14 protein-coding genes, 1 tRNA gene and 1 other RNA gene are annotated in these 16,629 nt (G+C 76.6%); 7 read left to right on the top strand and 9 right to left on the bottom strand.

The genetic code is table 11. From position 1 onward, the window contains the following. Positions 1 to 106 precede the first annotated feature (106 nt). Positions 107 to 1,672 (bottom strand): alanine/glycine:cation symporter family protein, encoded by a 1,566-nt coding sequence (locus ACRYR7_RS17725; RefSeq protein WP_432573434.1) that lies wholly within the window; start codon positions 1,670 to 1,672, stop codon positions 107 to 109. A gap of 93 nt (positions 1,673 to 1,765) precedes the next feature. Next, a complete protein-coding gene (locus ACRYR7_RS17720) occupies positions 1,766 to 3,400 on the bottom strand; it encodes an ABC-F family ATP-binding cassette domain-containing protein (protein WP_432573433.1) in 1,635 nt (544 codons plus the stop codon). A gap of 147 nt (positions 3,401 to 3,547) precedes the next feature. On the opposite strand from ACRYR7_RS17720, the gene ACRYR7_RS17715 reads away from it, so the two are divergent. The 4 genes from ACRYR7_RS17715 (at position 3,548) to ACRYR7_RS17700 (ending at position 8,629) form a co-directional block, all read left to right on the top strand. Beyond that, positions 3,548 to 5,272 carry an NAD(P)/FAD-dependent oxidoreductase gene (locus tag ACRYR7_RS17715; protein ID WP_432573432.1) on the top strand — a complete coding sequence of 575 codons (1,725 nt, stop codon included), beginning with the start codon at positions 3,548 to 3,550 and terminating at the stop codon, positions 5,270 to 5,272. Then, positions 5,269 to 6,819 (top strand): sensor histidine kinase, encoded by a 1,551-nt coding sequence (locus tag ACRYR7_RS17710; protein ID WP_432573431.1) that lies wholly within the window; start codon positions 5,269 to 5,271, stop codon positions 6,817 to 6,819. The genes ACRYR7_RS17715 and ACRYR7_RS17710 overlap by 4 nt, the downstream gene beginning before the upstream one ends. After that, complete coding sequence (locus ACRYR7_RS17705) at positions 6,816 to 7,184, top strand: UBP-type zinc finger domain-containing protein (RefSeq protein ID WP_432573430.1); 369 nt, start codon at positions 6,816 to 6,818, stop codon at positions 7,182 to 7,184. The genes ACRYR7_RS17710 and ACRYR7_RS17705 overlap by 4 nt, the downstream gene beginning before the upstream one ends. Before the next feature lie 101 nt (positions 7,185 to 7,285). Beyond that, positions 7,286 to 8,629, top strand: a complete 1,344-nt coding sequence (locus ACRYR7_RS17700; RefSeq protein WP_432573429.1) for a uracil-xanthine permease family protein — start codon at positions 7,286 to 7,288, stop codon at positions 8,627 to 8,629. A 69-nt stretch (positions 8,630 to 8,698) separates the two neighbouring features. On the opposite strand, the gene ACRYR7_RS17695 is transcribed toward ACRYR7_RS17700, so the two are convergent. From ACRYR7_RS17695 to ffs, 7 genes are all read right to left on the bottom strand, one after another. Next, positions 8,699 to 8,869: a hypothetical protein gene (locus tag ACRYR7_RS17695; RefSeq protein WP_432573428.1), complete on the bottom strand. Its 171-nt coding sequence runs from the start codon at positions 8,867 to 8,869 to the stop codon at positions 8,699 to 8,701. A gap of 129 nt (positions 8,870 to 8,998) precedes the next feature. Then, entirely contained in the window at positions 8,999 to 10,072 is a 1,074-nt protein-coding gene (locus tag ACRYR7_RS17690; RefSeq protein ID WP_432573427.1) for an aspartate-semialdehyde dehydrogenase, read from the bottom strand. Next, complete coding sequence (locus ACRYR7_RS17685; protein WP_432573426.1) at positions 10,069 to 11,361, bottom strand: aspartate kinase; 1,293 nt, start codon at positions 11,359 to 11,361, stop codon at positions 10,069 to 10,071. The genes ACRYR7_RS17690 and ACRYR7_RS17685 overlap by 4 nt, the downstream gene beginning before the upstream one ends. 113 nt (positions 11,362 to 11,474) lie before the next feature. Further along, positions 11,475 to 12,071 (bottom strand): DUF5063 domain-containing protein, encoded by a 597-nt coding sequence (locus tag ACRYR7_RS17680; RefSeq protein WP_432573425.1) that lies wholly within the window; start codon positions 12,069 to 12,071, stop codon positions 11,475 to 11,477. Beyond that, positions 12,064 to 12,663 (bottom strand): recombination mediator RecR, encoded by a 600-nt coding sequence (recR, locus tag ACRYR7_RS17675; protein ID WP_432573424.1) that lies wholly within the window; start codon positions 12,661 to 12,663, stop codon positions 12,064 to 12,066. The genes ACRYR7_RS17680 and recR overlap by 8 nt, the downstream gene beginning before the upstream one ends. 52 nt (positions 12,664 to 12,715) lie before the next feature. Beyond that, on the bottom strand, positions 12,716 to 15,103 hold the full coding sequence (locus ACRYR7_RS17670) for a DNA polymerase III subunit gamma and tau (RefSeq protein ID WP_432573423.1): 2,388 nt from the start codon (positions 15,101 to 15,103) through the stop codon (positions 12,716 to 12,718). Between the two features lie 42 nt (positions 15,104 to 15,145). Beyond that, an RNA gene (gene ffs / locus ACRYR7_RS17665) (signal recognition particle sRNA small type) lies at positions 15,146 to 15,242 on the bottom strand. Between the two features lie 188 nt (positions 15,243 to 15,430). Here ffs and ACRYR7_RS17660 point away from each other — a divergent pair. From ACRYR7_RS17660 to ACRYR7_RS17650, 3 genes are all read left to right on the top strand, one after another. Further along, positions 15,431 to 15,515, top strand: a tRNA-Ser gene (locus ACRYR7_RS17660). A 110-nt stretch (positions 15,516 to 15,625) separates the two neighbouring features. Next, positions 15,626 to 15,925, top strand: coding sequence for a type II toxin-antitoxin system VapB family antitoxin (locus ACRYR7_RS17655; protein WP_432573422.1), 300 nt, complete (start codon positions 15,626 to 15,628; stop codon positions 15,923 to 15,925). Positions 15,926 to 15,936: 11 nt separating this feature from the next. Further along, positions 15,937 to 16,569, top strand: a complete 633-nt coding sequence (locus ACRYR7_RS17650) for a LytR C-terminal domain-containing protein (protein ID WP_432573421.1) — start codon at positions 15,937 to 15,939, stop codon at positions 16,567 to 16,569. The last annotated feature ends 60 nt before the right edge of the window (positions 16,570 to 16,629 follow it).

Genomic DNA, 16,629 nt, shown 5'->3' with positions numbered 1-16,629 from the left:
CTCTAAGATCAACCCCCAACACAACCACCGCGGGCGCGCCCGGCGGCCCTCACCCCCTCGGCCCGCGGCGCGGGGGCGCGGGGGGCGGTGCAGGGGCGGGCGGGGGTCAGGGGGAGGGCACCCCGGCGGCCTCGCGGGCCAGGGCGCCGCTGCGGCGGTCGGCCAGGTAGCTGCGCAGCTCCGCCTTGACGACGGGCGCCAGCAGGTACAGGCCGGTGATGTTGACCAGCGCGCAGAGGAAGAGCATCGCGTCCGCCAGGCTCAGCACCGAGCCGAAGGTCAGCACCGTGCCGACGACGGTGAACAGGCAGTAGACGACCCGGAAGGTGAGCACGCTGGCGCGCGAGCGGCCGAAGAAGTGCGACCACGCCTTCTCGGAGTAGTAGCTCCAGGTGATGAGGGTGGAGAAGGCGAAGAGCGCCACGGCCACGGCCAGCACGACCGGGAACCAGGAGACGACGCTGGCGAAGGCGTCGGAGGTGAGCACCACGCCGTCGGCGCTGCTGGAGCCGGTGGCGGCGACCTCGGCGCGGGCGTCGACCCAGCTCTGCGGGCGGGCGATGACGATCGTCAGGGCCGTCATGGTGCAGATGATCACGGTGTCGACGAACGGCTCCAGCAGGGCCACGAAGCCCTCGGAGACGGGGCGGCGGGTCTTCACGGCCGAGTGCGCGATGGCGGCCGAGCCCAGCCCGGCCTCGTTGGAGAAGGCCGCGCGCTGGAAGCCCACGACCAGCGCGCCCAGGACGCCGCCGGCCACGCCCTCGGGGGCGAAGGCGCCGCTGAGGATCTCCCCCACCGCGGCCGGGACCCGGCCGAGGTTGCTGAGGATCACCGCCAGGCAGGCCGTGACGTAGAGGATCGCCATGGCCGGCACCAGCTTGGAGGTGACCCGGCCGATGGAGGAGATCCCGCCGAGGATCACCAGGGCCACGAGCCCGGCGAGCACGAGGCCGAAGACGAGGGCGGCGCCGTCGCTGCCCAGGGGCCCGTCCTCGCCGCCGGTGACGTTGCGCACCTGCGCGAAGGTCTGGTTGGCCTGGAACATGTTCCCGCCGGCCACGCCGAAGAAGAAGATCGCGACGGCGAAGACGCCGGTGAGCAGGGTGCCGACCCAGGTCACCCTGATCCTGGCGAAGGCGACCTTGAGGTAGCGGAACGGCCCGCCGGTGACGCTGCCGTCCTCGTGGACCTCGCGGTACTTCACGCCCAGGGTGCACTCGGCGAACTTCGTGCACATGCCCAGCAGGCCCGCGCAGACCATCCAGAAGGTCGCCCCCGGCCCGCCGACGGTGACGGCGACGGCCACGCCGGCGATGTTGCCCAGCCCGACCGTGCCGGACACGGCGCTGGTGAGGGCCTGGAAGTGGGTCACCTCGCCGGGGTCGTCGTCGCGGCTGAAGCGGCCGCGCACGGTCTCCAGGGCGACCTTGAAGCCGCGGAACTGGATGAAGCCGAAGTAGGCGGTGAACACCACCCCCGCCAGCACCAGCCAGCCGACGATGAGCGGGAAGGTCGCCCCGCCGATGCTCACCGAGTAGAAGATCACGCTGCTGAGGGCGTCGGAGACCCCGGAGAAGACGCCGTCGATGCTCGACTCGATGGAGGCGAGCGCCCCGCCGGTCCCCGCGGTGCCGGAGGCCGGGAGGCTGCTGAACGCTGCTTGTGGCATCCGGGCAGGCAAGCGCCACCGGGCCGCCGCGTCAACCGCCACCCGCCGGTGCGCACCGGTCGAGACGCACTCGTCACCGGGCTGTGACCGGCGTCACTCCTCGCGCACGCGCCCGGCGTCCACCGCCAGGCGGCGGGTGACGTGCACCGCCTCCAGCAGCCGGCGGTCGTGGCTGACCAGCAGCAGCGTGCCCGGGTAGCCGGCCAGCGCCTGCTCCAGCTGCTCGATCGCCGGCAGGTCCAGGTGGTTCGTCGGCTCGTCGAGCACCAGCAGGTTCACCCCGCGCGCCTGCAGCAGCGCCAGCGCCGCCCGGGTCCGCTCGCCCGGCGAGAGCCCGGCCGCCGGGCGGCCCACGTGCGCGGCGCCCAGGCCGAACTTCGCCAGCAGCGTGCGCACCTCCGCGTCTGACCGGTCGGGCACCGCGTCGCCGAAGGCGCGGGCCAGCGGCCGCTCGCCGAGGAAGAGGCCGCGCGCCTGGTCGACCTCGCCGACCTCGACCCCCGAGCCCAGCGCCGCCGTGCCGGCGTCGGGGGCCAGCCGGCCCAGCAGCAGGTTCAGCAGCGTGGTCTTGCCCGAGCCGTTGGGGCCGGTGACGGCCACGCGGTCCCCGGCGTCCACCTGCAGGTCCACCGGGCCCAGCGCGAAGGAGCCGCGGCGCACCACCGCCCCGCGCAGCGCGGCCACCACCGAGCCCGAGCGGGGCGCGGCGGCGATCGTCATGCGCAGCTCCCACTCCTTGCGGGGCTCCTCCACGACCTCCAGGCGCTCGATCATCCGCTCGGTCTGGCGGGCCTTGGCGGCCTGCTTCTCGCTGCCCTCGCGCATCTTGGCGCGGATGTTCTTGTCCGGGTCGCCCTTGCGGACCGCGTTGCGCGCCCCCTTGGCCATCCAGTTCCGCTGCATCCGGGCGCGCGCCTCCAGCCCGGCCCTGGTGTCCGCGAACTCCTCGTACTCCTCGCGGGCGTGCCGGCGCTGCACCTCCCGCTCGGCCAGGAACGCCTCGTACCCGCCGCCGACGACCCGCACGAGCTGCTGCGCCAGGTCCAGCTCCACCACCCGGTCCACGGTGCGGGCCAGGAACTCGCGGTCGTGGCTGACCACGACGGCGGGCGAGCGCAGCTGGGTGACGAAGCGCTCCAGGCGCTCCAGGCCGTCCAGGTCCAGGTCGTTGGTGGGCTCGTCGAGCAGGAAGACGTCGTAGCGCGAGAGCAGCAGCGCGGCCAGCCCGGCCCGGGCGGCCTGCCCGCCCGACAGCGCCGTCATCGCCAGGTCCACGTCCACCGCCAGGCCCACCTCGGCCAGCACCTCCCCGCGCCGCTCGTCGAGGTCGGCGCCGCCCAGGGCCAGCCAGCGGTCCAGGGCGTCGGCGTAGCGGTCGTCGGCGCCGGGCGCGCCGGCGGCCAGCTCCTGCGCGGCGGTGTCCATGGCGTCCTGGGCGGCGGCGACGCCGGTGCGCCGGCCCAGGAAGGCGGCCACGCTCTCGCCGGGGCGGCGCTCGGGCTCCTGCGGCAGGTACCCCACGGTCGCGGCGGGCGGGGAGAGCGAGACCGACCCCGACTCCGGCGCGTCGACCCCGGCGAGCAGGCGCAGCAGCGTGGACTTGCCGGCGCCGTTGGCGCCGACGAGGCCGACGACGTCGCCGGGGGCGACCACGAGGTCCAGGCCCGAGAACAGGGTGCGCGTCCCGTGGGCCGCGCTGAGGTCCTTGGCGACGAGGGTGGCGCTCACCGGCCCATCCTCCCCGATCCGGCCGGCCCCTCCCCCCGCTGCGCGCGGGCGGGGGCGCGCGGGTGGCCCCGACAGGGCCATCCGTCACCTGACTGCTCCTGCGCCCGGGGCCTTGACCGCCGCTGCGCGCGGTGCGAGGTTCCCGCCATGGCCGACACGAGCGCGAGCCGCCCGGTGCTCCTCACCGTCGACGACGACCCGGCCGTCTCCCGCGCGGTGGCCCGGGACCTGCGCCGCCGCTACGGGCAGAGCCACCGCGTGCTGCGCGCGGACTCCGGCGCCGACGCCATCGACGCGCTGCGCGAGGTGAAGCTGCGCGGGGGGACGGTGGCCGCCGTCCTGGCGGACTACCGGATGCCGCAGATGGACGGGGTGCAGCTGCTGGAGCAGGCCGTGGACCTCTTCCCCGCCGCGCGGCGGGTGCTGCTGACCGCCTACGCCGACACCTCCGCCGCCATCCGCGCCATCAACGACGTCGACCTCGACCACTACCTTCTCAAGCCGTGGAACCCGCCGGAGGAGAAGCTCTACCCGGTGCTGGACGCGCTGCTGGAGTCCTGGCGGGCCGCGCCGCCGCGCCCGGCCGACGAGGTCGTCGTCGTCGGCGACCGCTGGTCGGCGCGCTCCTTCGCGGTGCGCGACTTCCTGGCCCGCAACGAGGTCCCCTACCGCTGGCTGCTCGTGGAGGAGCCCGAGGCGGGCCGGCTGCTGCAGGCCGCCGGGGTGGCGCCCTCGGGCGCGGACGGGCGGGTGGGCGCGCCGGTGCACCTGCCGGTGGTGCTGGCCCCGCCGCGCGGGGAGCCCGGCGGCACGCCGGTGGCGCTGGTGGACCCCGACGACACCGCCCTGGCCGAGCACGTGGGGCTGTCCACCCGCCCCGCCCGGGACTTCTACGACGTCGCCATCGTCGGCGGCGGCCCCGCCGGGCTGAGCGCGGCGGTGTACGCCGCCAGCGAGGGCCTGCGCACCGTCCTGGTGGAGGAGCACGCCACCGGCGGGCAGGCCGGGCAGAGCTCGCGCATCGAGAACTACCTCGGCTTCCCCGACGGCCTCTCCGGCGCGCAGCTGGCCGACCGGGCCCGCCGGCAGGCGGCGAAGTTCGGCGCCGAGAGCCTGTCCGCGCGCAGCGTCACCCGCCTGGAGGTCTCCGGCAGCGCGCGCGTGCTGCACTTTGCCGACGGCACCAGCCTGGCCGCGCACACCGTGCTGCTGGCCACCGGCGTCTCCTACCGCACCCTGGCCGGCCCCGGCCTGGCCGAGCTCACCGGCCGCGGCGTCTACTACGGCGCGGCGCTGAGCGAGGTGACCTCCTGCGCCGGCCAGGACGTCTTCGTCGTCGGCGCGGCGAACTCCGCCGGGCAGTCCGCGGTGAACCTGGCGCGCACCGCCCGCAGCGTGACGCTGCTCGTGCGCGGGCCCAGCATCGAGGCGTCCATGTCGGCGTACCTGGTCGAGCAGGTGCGCGAGCGGCCGAACATCGAGGTCCTCACCTGCACCGAGGTCGCCGAGGCGCGCGGCGGGGAGCACCTGACCTCGATCGTGCTGCGCGACCGCGCCAGCCGCCTGGAGCGCGAGGTCCCCGCCCAGCACGTGTTCGTCTTCATCGGCGCCGAGCCGCGCACCGACTGGCTCGACGGCGTCGTGCAGCGCGACGGCAAGGGGTTCGTCGTGGCCGGCCCCGACCTGCTCGTGGACGGCCGCCGCCCGGCGGGCTGGACCGCCGAGCGCGACCCGTACCACCTGGAGACCTCGGTGCCCGGGGTGTTCGTCGCCGGCGACGCGCGCGCGGACTCCGTCAAGCGCGTCGCCTCCGCCGTCGGCGAGGGCGCGATGGCCGTCATGCTCGTGCACCGCTACCTGGCGCGCACGTGAGCGCGCCCCCGGCGGGCACCGCGCCGCGCGCGGCGAGCCCGCGGGAGCTGCGCTCCCTGTTCCTCTTCGAGCACCTCGACGAGCAGCAGCTCGCCCGGTTCGCCGCCGCCGGCACGGTCGAGCACGTCGCGCCCGGCTGGCTGTACCGCGAGGGGGCCCCGGCGCGCTCGTTCTTCGTCCTGCTCGACGGCGCGGTCTCCCTGCACCGGCGCGTGGGCGGGGACGACGTGGAGATCGGCCGCACCCGCCAGCGCGGGGTGTACGCCGGCGCGTGGGAGGCGTACCTGGGCGAGGGGGCCCCGGGCGTGTACACCTCCTCCCTGCGCGTGCTGGAACCCGCCTCGGTGTTCGCCCTGCCCGCCGCGGAGTTCGGCGCGGCGGTGCGCGAGTGGTTCCCCATGGCCGTGCACCTGCTGGAGGGCCTGCGCCTGGGGATCACCGAGGCGCAGGAGCTGGTCAGCGCCCGCGAGCGCCTGCTCGCGCTGGGCTCGCTGACCGCCGGCCTGACCCACGAGCTGGGCAACCCCGCGGCGGCGCTGAGCCGCACCGTGGTGCAGCTGCAGGCGCAGGTGGACGCCCTGGCCTCCGGCCTGCTGCGGCTGGTGCCCGGCGGGGACGCGCTCGCGGCGGGCCTGGCGCGCGCGCGGGCGGCCGCGGCACCGCCGGCGGGCGACGTGCTGGCCCGCGCCGACGCCGAGGACGCGCTGCTGGAGCGGCTGGAGGACGCCGGGGTGGCCGAGCCGGACGCCGGCGACCTCGCCGCCGTCCTGGCCGACGCGGGGGTGGGCGAGGAGGACCTGGACGCCTTCGCCGGCGCCGCCGGGGCGGGCGGGGTGCCGGCGCGCGGGGCGCTGCCGTGGCTGGCGCGCTCGCTGGCCGTGGAGTCCCTGCTGGGCGAGGCCGCCGCGGCCAGCGCCCGCATCAGCTCGCTGCTGGCCTCCGCCGGGCGCTACGCCCAGCTCGACCGGGCGCCGACGCGCTGGGTGGACGTGCGCGAGCTGCTCGACGACAGCGTGGCGATGCTCGGCGCGGGCGCCGGGCGCGCCCCGGGCGGCGCGCGCATCGTGCGCGACTACGCCGAGGACGTCCCGCAGGTCCTCGGCCACGCCGGGGAGCTGGCGCAGGTGTGGACGAACCTGCTCGACAACGCCCTCGACGCCCTCGCCGGCGCCGGCGCGACCGCCCCGCCCGGCGCCGGCCGCGACCCGGGCACCGTGGTGCTGCGGGTGCGCGCCGACGACGGCGGCCGCGCGGTGGTCGTGGAGGTCGACGACGACGGCCCCGGCGTCCCGCCGGAGGTGCTGCCGCGCGTGTTCGAGCCGTTCGTGACGACCAAGGACGTCGGCGAGGGCACCGGCCTGGGCCTGGACATCGCCTGGCGCGTCGTCGTGCAGCGCCACCGCGGCACCCTGTCCGTCACCAGCGTCCCCGGCCGCACCGTGTTCCGCGCGCGCCTGCCCGTGGACCCCGACCAGACCGACCAGCCCGACCAGAGCGACCAGAGCGCCCCGCCCGACCAGACCGTCCCAGGAGGCAGTGCACCGTGAGCACCCCCGAGGTCGTCCAGCCCATCGACCCCTCCGCCGCCCCCAGCGGTCCCGGCTGCGCGGACTGCGAGTCCTCCTCCCCGCAGGGGTGGTGGTTCCACCTGCGCCGCTGCGCCGCGTGCGGGCACGTGGGCTGCTGCGACTCCTCGCCCGGCCAGCACGCCCGCGGCCACGCCGCCGCGGACGGGCACCCCGTGGTGCGCAGCTACGAGCCGGGGGAGGAGTGGTTCTACGACTTCACCACCGACGTCACCTACGCCGCCGGCCCCGACCTCGCCGCGCCGCTGGCCCACCCCGAGGACCAGCCCGCCCCCGGCCCCGCCGGGCGCGTGCCCGCCGACTGGCGCCGCCGCCTGCACCGCTGACGCGCCCGCCGCGCGTGCGCGTGCACGCCCGGCGCCGCCGCGCGCCCTAGTCTTCACGGCGCCTCGCGGGCGCCCGCCCGCGAGCGACGAGGGGAGACGGCGTGGCGGCGATCGGCTGGCGGGTGCACGGCGACGGCAGGACGGTGCGGCCCGGGGCGGTGGTCGCCCCCGACGAGCGGCTGAGCTGGCCGCGCACGGTGGGCATCGGCCCGCAGCACGTGGTGGCGATGTTCGGCTCGACGATCCTCGTGCCGGCCATCACCGGGTTCCCCGCCTCCACGACGCTGTTCTTCTCGGCCGTGGGCACGGCGGTGTTCCTGCTCGTCACCGGCAACCGGCTGCCCAGCTACCTGGGCTCCTCCTTCGCGTTCATCGCGCCCATCGGCGCGGCCGTGGCCACCGGCGGGCAGGCCACCGCCGCCGGCGGGATCCTGCTCACCGGTGCGCTGCTGGCGCTGGTCGGCGCCGTGGTGCACCTGGCCGGCTCGCGCTGGATCGACGCGCTCATGCCGCCGGTGGTCACCGGCACGATCGTCGCCCTCATCGGGCTGAACCTCGCCCCCACCGCCTGGGGCACCTGCTCCGACGACGGCACCTGCTCGGGGTTCCGCGCCGCGCCCGTCACCGCGCTGGTCACCCTCGGCGCGATCGTGCTGGCCACCGTGCTGTTCCGCGGGATGCTCGGGCGGCTGGCGATCCTCGTCGGCGTCCTCGTCGGGTACGCGTGCGCGCTGCTGCGCGGGGAGGTCGCCTTCGAGGCGGTGCGCTCGGCGGCGTGGTTCGGGCTGCCCGCCTTCGGCGCGCCCGCCTTCGACGCGGGCGTGCTGGGGCTGTTCCTGCCGGTGGTGTTCGTCCTGGTCGCCGAGAACGTCGGCCACGTGAAGTCGGTGGCCGCGATGACCGGCCGCGACCTGGACCCGGTGACCGGGCGGGCGCTGCTGGCCGACGGCCTGGCCACCACCCTGGCCGGCGCCGGCGGCGGCTCGGGCACCACCACCTACGCCGAGAACATCGGCGTCATGGCCGCCACGAAGGTGTACTCCACGGCCGCGTACTGGGTCGCCGCCGCCGCCGCGCTGCTGCTGAGCTTCTCGCCGAAGTTCGGCGCCCTCGTCGGCTCGGTGCCCGCCGGCGTCCTGGGCGGGGCCGCCACCCTGCTGTACGGGATGATCGGCATCCTCGGCGCGCGCATCTGGGTGCAGAACCGCGTCGACTTCTCCGACCCGGTGAACCTCACCACGGCCGCGATCGCCCTCGTCGTCGGCATCGCGAACTACACGTGGGTGCCCGGCGAGGGCCTGGAGTTCCAGGGCATCGCCCTCGGCACGGCCACCGCGATCGGCGTCTTCCACCTCATGCGGGTCCTGGCCCGCTGGCGCGGCACCTCCCAGGAGGCGGCCAGCCCCGCCTCGGTGCCCGGCGGCGACGAGCTCGAGGGCCGCTGAGCCCCCGCCCGCCGCGACGGCCCGCCACCCCTGCACGGGGGTGGCGGGCCGTCGTCGTGAGGGGGCGGCTCAGGCCAGCGGGCCGTCCTCGGCGGAGGGGGCGTCGGCGCTGCCCTGGTCCTCGCCCTGCGGGCCGGTGCCCTCGGCGGTGGGCGGGGCGCCGGTGCCGGGGTCGGCGGCCGGCACCTCGACCTCGCCGGCGTCCTGCGTGGGCGGGGTGAAGGGTTCCATCATCGACACGGGGGCTCCTCCTCGGGGCTGGTCGCTCGCGGCCGGCACCAGACGACCACGGGCGGGCGCGCCCCGCGACCGGGACGCACGACGGCCCGCCGCCCCGGTGCGGGGTGGCGGGCCGTCGTCGCGGGCGGGTCAGGCGGTCAGCTCGGCCGCCACCAGCTCGGCGATCTGCGCGGTGTTCAGCGCCGCGCCCTTGCGCAGGTTGTCGCCGCACACGAACAGGTCGAGGGTGTTCGGGAAGTCCAGCGCCTGGCGCAGGCGGCCCACGACCGTCGGGTCGCCGCCCACCGTGCTCGCCGGGGTGGGGAACACCCCGTTGGCCAGGTCGTCGCGCACCTCCACGCTGGGCGCCGCCTCCAGCGCCGCGCGCGCCTCCTCGACGGTGACCCCGGAGGCGAACGTGGCGTGCACCGCCAGCGAGTGCGTCGTCAGCACCGGCACCCGCACGCAGGTCGCGGACACCTTCAGGTCCGGGATGCCGAGGATCTTGCGGGACTCGTTGCGGACCTTCAGCTCCTCGCTGGTCCAGCCGTCGTCCTTCAGCGACCCGGCGACCGGGATGACGTTGAGGACGAGGTTCTCCTGGAAGGGCGAGCCCGCGCCCAGCTTGGCCTCGACGGCGGCGGCGGTGTCGCCGGCGCGCTGGCCCAGCGTGCGGTCGCCCGCGACGACCTCCAGCTCGTCGTACAGCCGGTCCACGCCGGGCTGCCCGGCGCCGGAGGCCGCCTGGTAGCTGGCGACGACGAGCTCGGTGAGCTGCCAGCGCTCGTGCAGGGCGCCCAGGGCGTCCATCATCGTCAGCGTCGTGCAGTTCGGGTTGGCGATGATGCCCTTGGGGCGGGTGCGCGCGGCGGCGCCGTTGACCTCCGGCACCACCAGCGGCACGTCCGGGTCCATGCGGAACGCGCCGGAGTTGTCCACGGCCACCGCCCCGCGCTCGACGGCCACCGGCGCCCACTGCGCCGAGACCTCGTCGGGCACGTCGAACATGGCCACGTCCACGCCGTCGAAGACCTCCGGCGCCAGCGCCCGCACGACGACGTCCTCGCCGCGCACCCGCAGCACCTTGCCGGCCGAGCGGGCCGAGGCCACCAGGCGGATCTCGCCCCACACGTCGGCGCGCTCGGACAGGATGCCCAGCATCACCGAGCCGACGGCGCCGGTGGCGCCGACGACCGCGAGGGTCGGCTTGCGGTTCTCGCTCATCGTCCAGTCCCTCCGTAGACCACGGCCTCGGCCTCGGCGTCCAGGCCGAACGCGGTGTGCACCGCGCGCACCGCGTCGTCGAGCTGCTCGGCGCGGGTGACGACGGAGATGCGGATCTCCGAGGTGGAGATCATCTCCATGTTGATGCCCTTGGCGCCCAGCGCGTCGAAGAACGTCGCCGACACCCCCGGGTGCGAGCGCATCCCGACGCCGATCAGCGACACCTTGCCGATCTGGTCGTCGAACTCCAGGCGCTCGAAGCCCACCTGCGACTTCACCTTGTCCAGCGCGGCGGCCGCGCTCTGGCCCTCCGACTTGGGCAGGGTGAAGGAGATGTCGGTGCGGTTGGAGGCGCCGACGGAGTTGTTCTGCACGATCATGTCGATGTTGATCTCCGCCTGCGCCACCGCCTTGAAGATGGCGGCCGCGGTGCCGGGGGTGTTCGGCACCCCCACCACGGTGATCTTCGCCTCGCTGCGGTCGTGCGCGACGCCCGAGATGATCGGCTGTTCCACGGGTTCCTCCACGGCGTGGGAGCTGAGGCCGGCGGGGACGGGGGAGTCCGTCACCCAGGTGCCCTCGTGCGGGCTGAAGGAGCTGCGCACGTGGATGGGCAGGTCGTAGTTCCGCGCGTACTCCACGCAGCGCAGCATGAGGATCTTCGCGCCCGAGGCCGCCATCTCCAGCATCTCCTCGCTGGCGATGCGGCTGATCTTGCGGGCGGTCGGCACGATGCGCGGGTCGGCGGTGAACACCCCGTCCACGTCGGTGTAGATCTCGCACACGTCGGCCTTCAGCGCCGCGGCCAGCGCCACCGCCGTCGTGTCCGAGCCGCCGCGGCCCAGGGTGGTGATGTCCTTGGTGTCCTGGCTGACGCCCTGGAAGCCGGCGACGATGGCGATGGAGCCCTCGTCCAGCGCGCCGCGGATGCGGCCCGGGGTGACGTCGATGATGCGGGCCCGCCCGTGCGCGGAGTCGGTGATGACGCCGGCCTGCGAGCCGGTGAACGAGCGCGCCTCCAGGCCCAGGTTGCTGATGGCCATCGCCAGCACCGCCATCGAGATGCGCTCGCCGGAGGTGAGCAGCATGTCCAGCTCGCGCGCCGGGGGCATCGGCGAGACCTGCTCGGCCAGGTCGATCAGCTCGTCGGTGGTGTCGCCCATCGCGGAGACCACGACGACCACCTCGTGCCCGGCGCGCTTGGTCGCCGCGATCCGCTTGGCGACGCGCTTGACCCCGTCGGCGTCAGCGACCGAGGAACCGCCGTACTTCTGCACCACGAGAGCCACGACGCGCGATTCTACGGAAGTTCCGGCGTGCTCCCGGCCGTGCTCGCGGCCCGGCCCCCCGCCTGGGCGATCCGCGCCCCGCGGGCGGGGGAGGGTGGGCATCCTGCCCACCCTCAGGGGTGCAGCGCGTCGAACTCCGCGTCGGAGGCGGTCTCGGCGTCCACGTCCAGGCGCAGGTGGCCCAGCAGCGACTGCAGCACCCGCAGCGCCGAGGTGGCCCGCGGCCCCCAGGAGGACAGGTAGGAGAACTGCCACCACCACAGCGCCTCGGTGACCTCGCCGCGCTCGAAGTGCCGCAGGCCGTGCACGAGGTCCGCGGCCACCGAGGCCAGGTCGTCCGAGAGCGAGCCGCGCACCAGGTGCGCGTCCGTCAGCGGGTCCACGACCTCGGCGTAGTCGTCCAGGCCCTCCACGACGTTGGCCAGGCCCGCGCGCAGCGGGTCCACGTCCGGGTCCGGGCCGGCGTCCGGCTCGTAGCGGCGCGCGGGCACCACGTCGGCCACCGCGCCCAGCCGGGCGCCGGTCACCAGCGCCTGGCTGACGGCCAGCAGCAGCACCGACGGGGCGGTGGAGTCGATCTGTCCGCTGGCCACCTCGGTGACCGCGTCGAGGTAGGCGCGCACCTCCAGGGCCGTCGTGGCCGCCAGGTCGCCCAGCTCCACCGCCTCGGCGGCCTCCGCGCCGGTCGTCTCGAACGTCTCGTCAGCCATCCAGGGACCTCCGTCCGGCGAACGCCCGCCCGAGCGTCACCTCGTCGGCGTACTCCAGGTCGCCGCCCACCGGCAGCCCCGACGCCAGCCGCGTCACCCTCAGCCCCATCGGCCGCAGCAGCCGGGCCAGGTAGGTGGCGGTGGCCTCGCCCTCCAGGTTCGGGTCGGTCGCGATGATCGTCTCGGTGACCTCGCCGGAGCTGAGCCGCCCCAGCAGCTCGCGCACCCGCAGGTCGTCCGGGCCCACGCCCTCCATCGGGCTGATCGCCCCGCCCAGCACGTGGTAGCGGCCGCGGAACTCGCGGGTGCGCTCGATGGCGACGACGTCCTTGGACTCCTCGACCACGCAGATGACGCTCGCGTCGCGGCGCGGGTCGCGGCACACCCGGCACAGCTCCTCCTGCGCCACGTTGCCGCACACCTCGCAGAAGCGGACCCTGCTCTTGACCTCGGTGAGGACCTCGGCGAGGCGCCGCACGTCGGCGGCGTCGGCCGCCAGCAGGTGGAACGCGATGCGCTGCGCGCTCTTGGGACCCACTCCGGGCAGCCGTCCGAGCTCGTCGATCAGGTCCTGGACGACTCCTTCGTACACGTGGGCAGCGTACGTGCCGCCGCCGACACCCGGCGCCGCCCGCGCGGGCGCCTCAGCGGTCCTCGTCCGTGGAGATCACCTTGCCGCCGAGCAGCTGCTCGACCACGACCGCGCCGACGAGCTGGGAGTCCTCGGCGTCCTCGTCGTCGCGGCTGGGCACGTCCTCCTCCAGCGCCGCCGGCGGCGCGGCCACCGGCGCCGGGCGCGCGACCGCCGCGCGCTGCGGGGCTGCCTGCGGCTGCCCGACGGGCTGCGGGGCGCGCTGCCCGGCGTGCTGACCGGCGTGCTGACCGGCGGGCTGCCCGGCCCCGGCCGGCGCCCGGCGGGGGGCCGACAGGTGCTCCTCGCCGGGGTCGTCGATGGGCGCCTCCGGAGGGGGCACGTCGGCGTAGGGGTCCCCGCCGGGGCCCCGGGGCGCCTGCTGCGGGGCCTGCCGGTGCACCGGCTGCGCCGGCGCGGACCGCGCGGCGGGCTGGGCGGGCTGCTCGGCGGGCCCGGCCGGCTGCGGGCGCCACCCGGCGCCGGACGCACCCGCGCCCCCGGCGGGGGACCCGGTCGCCGCGGCCCGCCCGCGCCCGCGCGCCGGCGGGCGGGCGCCGCGCGGGGCCGCGCCCTCGGCGCCGGCGGCCTGCACCCCCGCCTCGATGCCGGCCACCTCCAGCAGCGCCTCGGCGACGAAGCCGGCGTGGTTGCCGCGCCCGAACGCCGACGCCAGGCCGGGCGTCTTGAACTGCAGCGTCAGGACCCCGCCGCGGCAGTCAAGCACGGTGGCGTTCTCCGCCACCAGCGACCACGTCGTGCGCTTGAGGCGGAACAGCGCGCCGAGCACGTCCACCCACAGCCGCCGCACCGTCTCGGCCTCGGAGGCCCCCTCGGCCGGCACGGCGACCGGTGCGGCCACCGGCGCGGGCGCGGCGGGGCGCTCGGCCGCCGCGGCGGGGGCCGGGCGCTCGGCGGGCGGCGGCGAGCCCGGGGTGCGGGCGGCCGGCCAGCCGTCGTCCGCGACGGGGGCGGGAGCGGGGCGCTCGGCCGCCGCGGCGGGCACGGGCTCTGCGGGCACGGGCTCTGCGGGCGCGGGCTCTGCGGGCACGGGCTCTGCGGGCGCGGGCTCGCCGACGGGCTCGGCGGGGGCGGGGGCGGCCGGTGTGGGTTCGTCCTCCACGGCGGCCGGCGCGGAGGCGTCGACCGGTGCGTCGGCGGCGGGCGCGACGGGTGCGGGCGCGGCGGGTGCGGGAGCGACGGGCGCGGGGGCGGGCGCGGGGGAGGCGGCGACGACGGGCAGCCCTCCCGCGAGGCGGCGCTCCAGCCGGTCCAGGCGGGGGCCGAGCCCGCCGTCGCCGTCCGCGCCGGGCAGCAGCAGGCGCGCGCACAGCAGCTCCAGCTGCAGGCGCGGCGAGGTCGCGCCCGTCATCTGCTCCAGCCCGGCGGCGACCACGTCGGCGGCCCGGGACAGCTCCGCGCGCCCCAGGTGCGCGGCCTGCGCGCGCAGCCGCTCCATCGCGTCCTCCGGCACCGCCAGCGCGTCGGCGGCGTCCTCGCCCACCGCGGCGACGATGACGAGGTCGCGCAGGCGCTGCAGCAGGTCGTCGGCGAAGCGGCGCGGCTCCTGGCCGGAGTCCACCACCCGCTCCACCGCGCGGAAGACCGTCGCGCCGTCGCCGGCGGCGATGGCCTCCACCACGTCGTCCAGCAGGGAGGCGTGGGTGTAGCCCAGCAGGGAGACCGCCACGTCGTAGGTGACGCCCTCCTCGCCGGCGCCGGCGATGAGCTGGTCCAGCACGGACAGCGAGTCGCGCACCGAGCCGCCGCCGGCGCGCACCACCAGCGGCAGCACGCCCTTGCCGACCTGCACGCCCTCGCGCTCGGCGAGCTCGGCCAGGTAGGAGGTCAGCCGGGCCGGCGGCACCAGCCGGAAGGGGTAGTGGTGGGTGCGCGAGCGGATGGTGGTGAGGACCTTGTCCGGCTCGGTGGTGGCGAAGACGAACTTCACGTGCGGCGGCGGCTCCTCCACGGTCTTCAGCAGGGCGTTGAAGCCCTGCTGGGTGACCATGTGCGCCTCGTCGAGGATGTAGACCTTGAAGCGGTCGCGGGCCGGGGCGAAGGAGACCCGCTCGCGCAGGTCGCGGGCGTCGTCGACGCCGCCGTGGCTGGCCGCGTCGATCTCCACCACGTCCACGCTGCCCGGGCCGCCGTTGGCCAGGTCGCGGCAGGAGTCGCAGGTGCCGCACGGCGTCGGCGTCGGCCCGGCCGCGCAGTTCAGGCAGCGGGCCAGGATGCGGGCGCTGGTCGTCTTGCCGCAGCCGCGCGGGCCGGAGAAGAGGTAGGCGTGGGTGACGCGGCCCTTGGCCAGGGCCTGCGACAGCGGCGCGGTGACGTGCTCCTGGCCGATGACCTCCGCGAAGCTCTCGGGCCGGTAGCGGCGGTACAGGGCGCTCGTCACGACCCCGAGGCTAACCCGGTCCTCCGACAGCCCCGCCGGGGACGAAGGGACCCCTCGCGCACCCGCCAGAGCCCGCCTACCCTTGCTGCCTTCCGGCCCTGGGGGGGTTCAGCTGGATGACGCCGCACGAGGGGTCTGCGACCACTGTACGGGGCGCCCGAGGGTGCGGTCCAACCGCCCGCGGCGGCGCCGGCCACCGCGCCGGCCGTCGCCCGCGTCGCGGGGCCGGCCGCGGTGCGGGTCGCGGTGCCGGTCGCGGGGCCCGTCGGGGGTGCGGCGCCCCCGGGGTCGAGGGCACCCGTCCGGGCGCGCTACGCTGGGGGCACTGGAGGATTCGCCTAGTGGCCTATGGCGCACGCTTGGAAAGCGTGTTGGGTTAACGCCCTCGCGGGTTCAAATCCCGCATCCTCCGCCGGCCGAGGGGCCCGGACCCGCAGCAGCGGGGCCGGGCCCCTCGTCGTTCCCGCCGCGCTCGCGCGTCCTGCCGCGCCCGGCGCGCTCCGCCGCCTAGACTCACCCACCGTGATCTTCCAGGCGGTCGGCGAGGGGCGCCCGTACCCCGAGCACGGCTACGAGACGACCAGCCAGTGGTCCGCGGTGCCGCCGCGCCAGGTCCGCCTCGACGAGCTGACGACCACCCGGCGCACCCTGGACCTGGCCGCCCTGCTCGCCGACGACTCCACCTTCTTCGGCGACCTGTTCGCCCACGTGGTGGAGTGGCGGGGGCGCATGTACCTCGAGGACGGCCTGCACCGCGCCGTGCGCGCCGCCCTGCACCAGCGCCAGGTGCTGCACGCCCGCGTGCTGACGCTTCCGGACTGAGCGGGGGGACCGTGGACGACGACAGCGAGCGCGACGGCGGGGCCGACGAGGGCACCCGCCCGGGCACCGGCGTGCTGCCCGAGGACGGCGGCGACCTCGACGAGGCCTCGTACGAGCGCCTGCACCGCCAGCGCCTGCGCCGGCAGCGGCGCCAGCGCGTCGTCTTCGCGCTCGTCGTGCTGCTCGTGCTGGCCGCCGGCGGCGGCGCGGCCCTGGTGTGGACCGGGCGCTGGCAGCCCGGCCCGGCCACCACCGCCGCCCCCGCCCCGTCGTGCGCGCCGGCCCCCGAGCAGCCGCTGCCCCCGCCCGCCGAGGTCTCCGTGGTGGTCCTCAACGGCACCGACCGCACCGGCCTGGCCGGCGGCGTCGCCGACGAGCTGCGCGGGCGGGGCTTCACCGTCGCCCGCGTCGGCAACGCGCCCGTGGACGCCGGGCCCGTCACCGCCTCCGTGCGCTTCCCGCCGGACCGGCTGGCCGCCGCCCGCGCCGCCGCCGCGCGCGTGGCCGAGGCGCAGCTCGTGGAGGACCCCGCCGCCACGGCGGTGGAGCTGACCCTGGGCGACGGCTACCAGCAGCTGCTCGCCGAGGACGCCCTCGTGCCGCCGCCCGCGCCGGTCGCCCCCGCCGCGCCGCCCGGCTGCTGAGGGCGCCGGGCGCGCACGCCCCGGGCACGGCGAAGGCCCCCGGCTCTAAGGAGCCGGGGG

This window comes from Kineococcus gurbantunggutensis, assembly GCF_050871925.1.
Classification (GTDB): Bacteria; Actinomycetota; Actinomycetes; order Actinomycetales; family Kineococcaceae; genus Kineococcus.
Note: the sequence above shows the minus strand (reverse complement) of the source record. Positions and strands in the feature narration are given on the sequence as shown.

What these genes read in the sequence shown, in the direction of transcription:
- ACRYR7_RS17680 (WP_432573425.1), bottom strand. Translation starts at nt 12,071, where the DNA reads ATGGCTGACGAGACGTTCGAGACGACCGGCGCGGAGGCCGCCGAGGCG.
- ACRYR7_RS17715 (WP_432573432.1), top strand. Translation starts at nt 3,548, where the DNA reads ATGGCCGACACGAGCGCGAGCCGCCCGGTGCTCCTCACCGTCGACGAC.
- ACRYR7_RS17690 (WP_432573427.1), bottom strand. Translation starts at nt 10,072, where the DNA reads ATGAGCGAGAACCGCAAGCCGACCCTCGCGGTCGTCGGCGCCACCGGC.
- ACRYR7_RS17725 (WP_432573434.1), bottom strand. Translation starts at nt 1,672, where the DNA reads ATGCCACAAGCAGCGTTCAGCAGCCTCCCGGCCTCCGGCACCGCGGGG.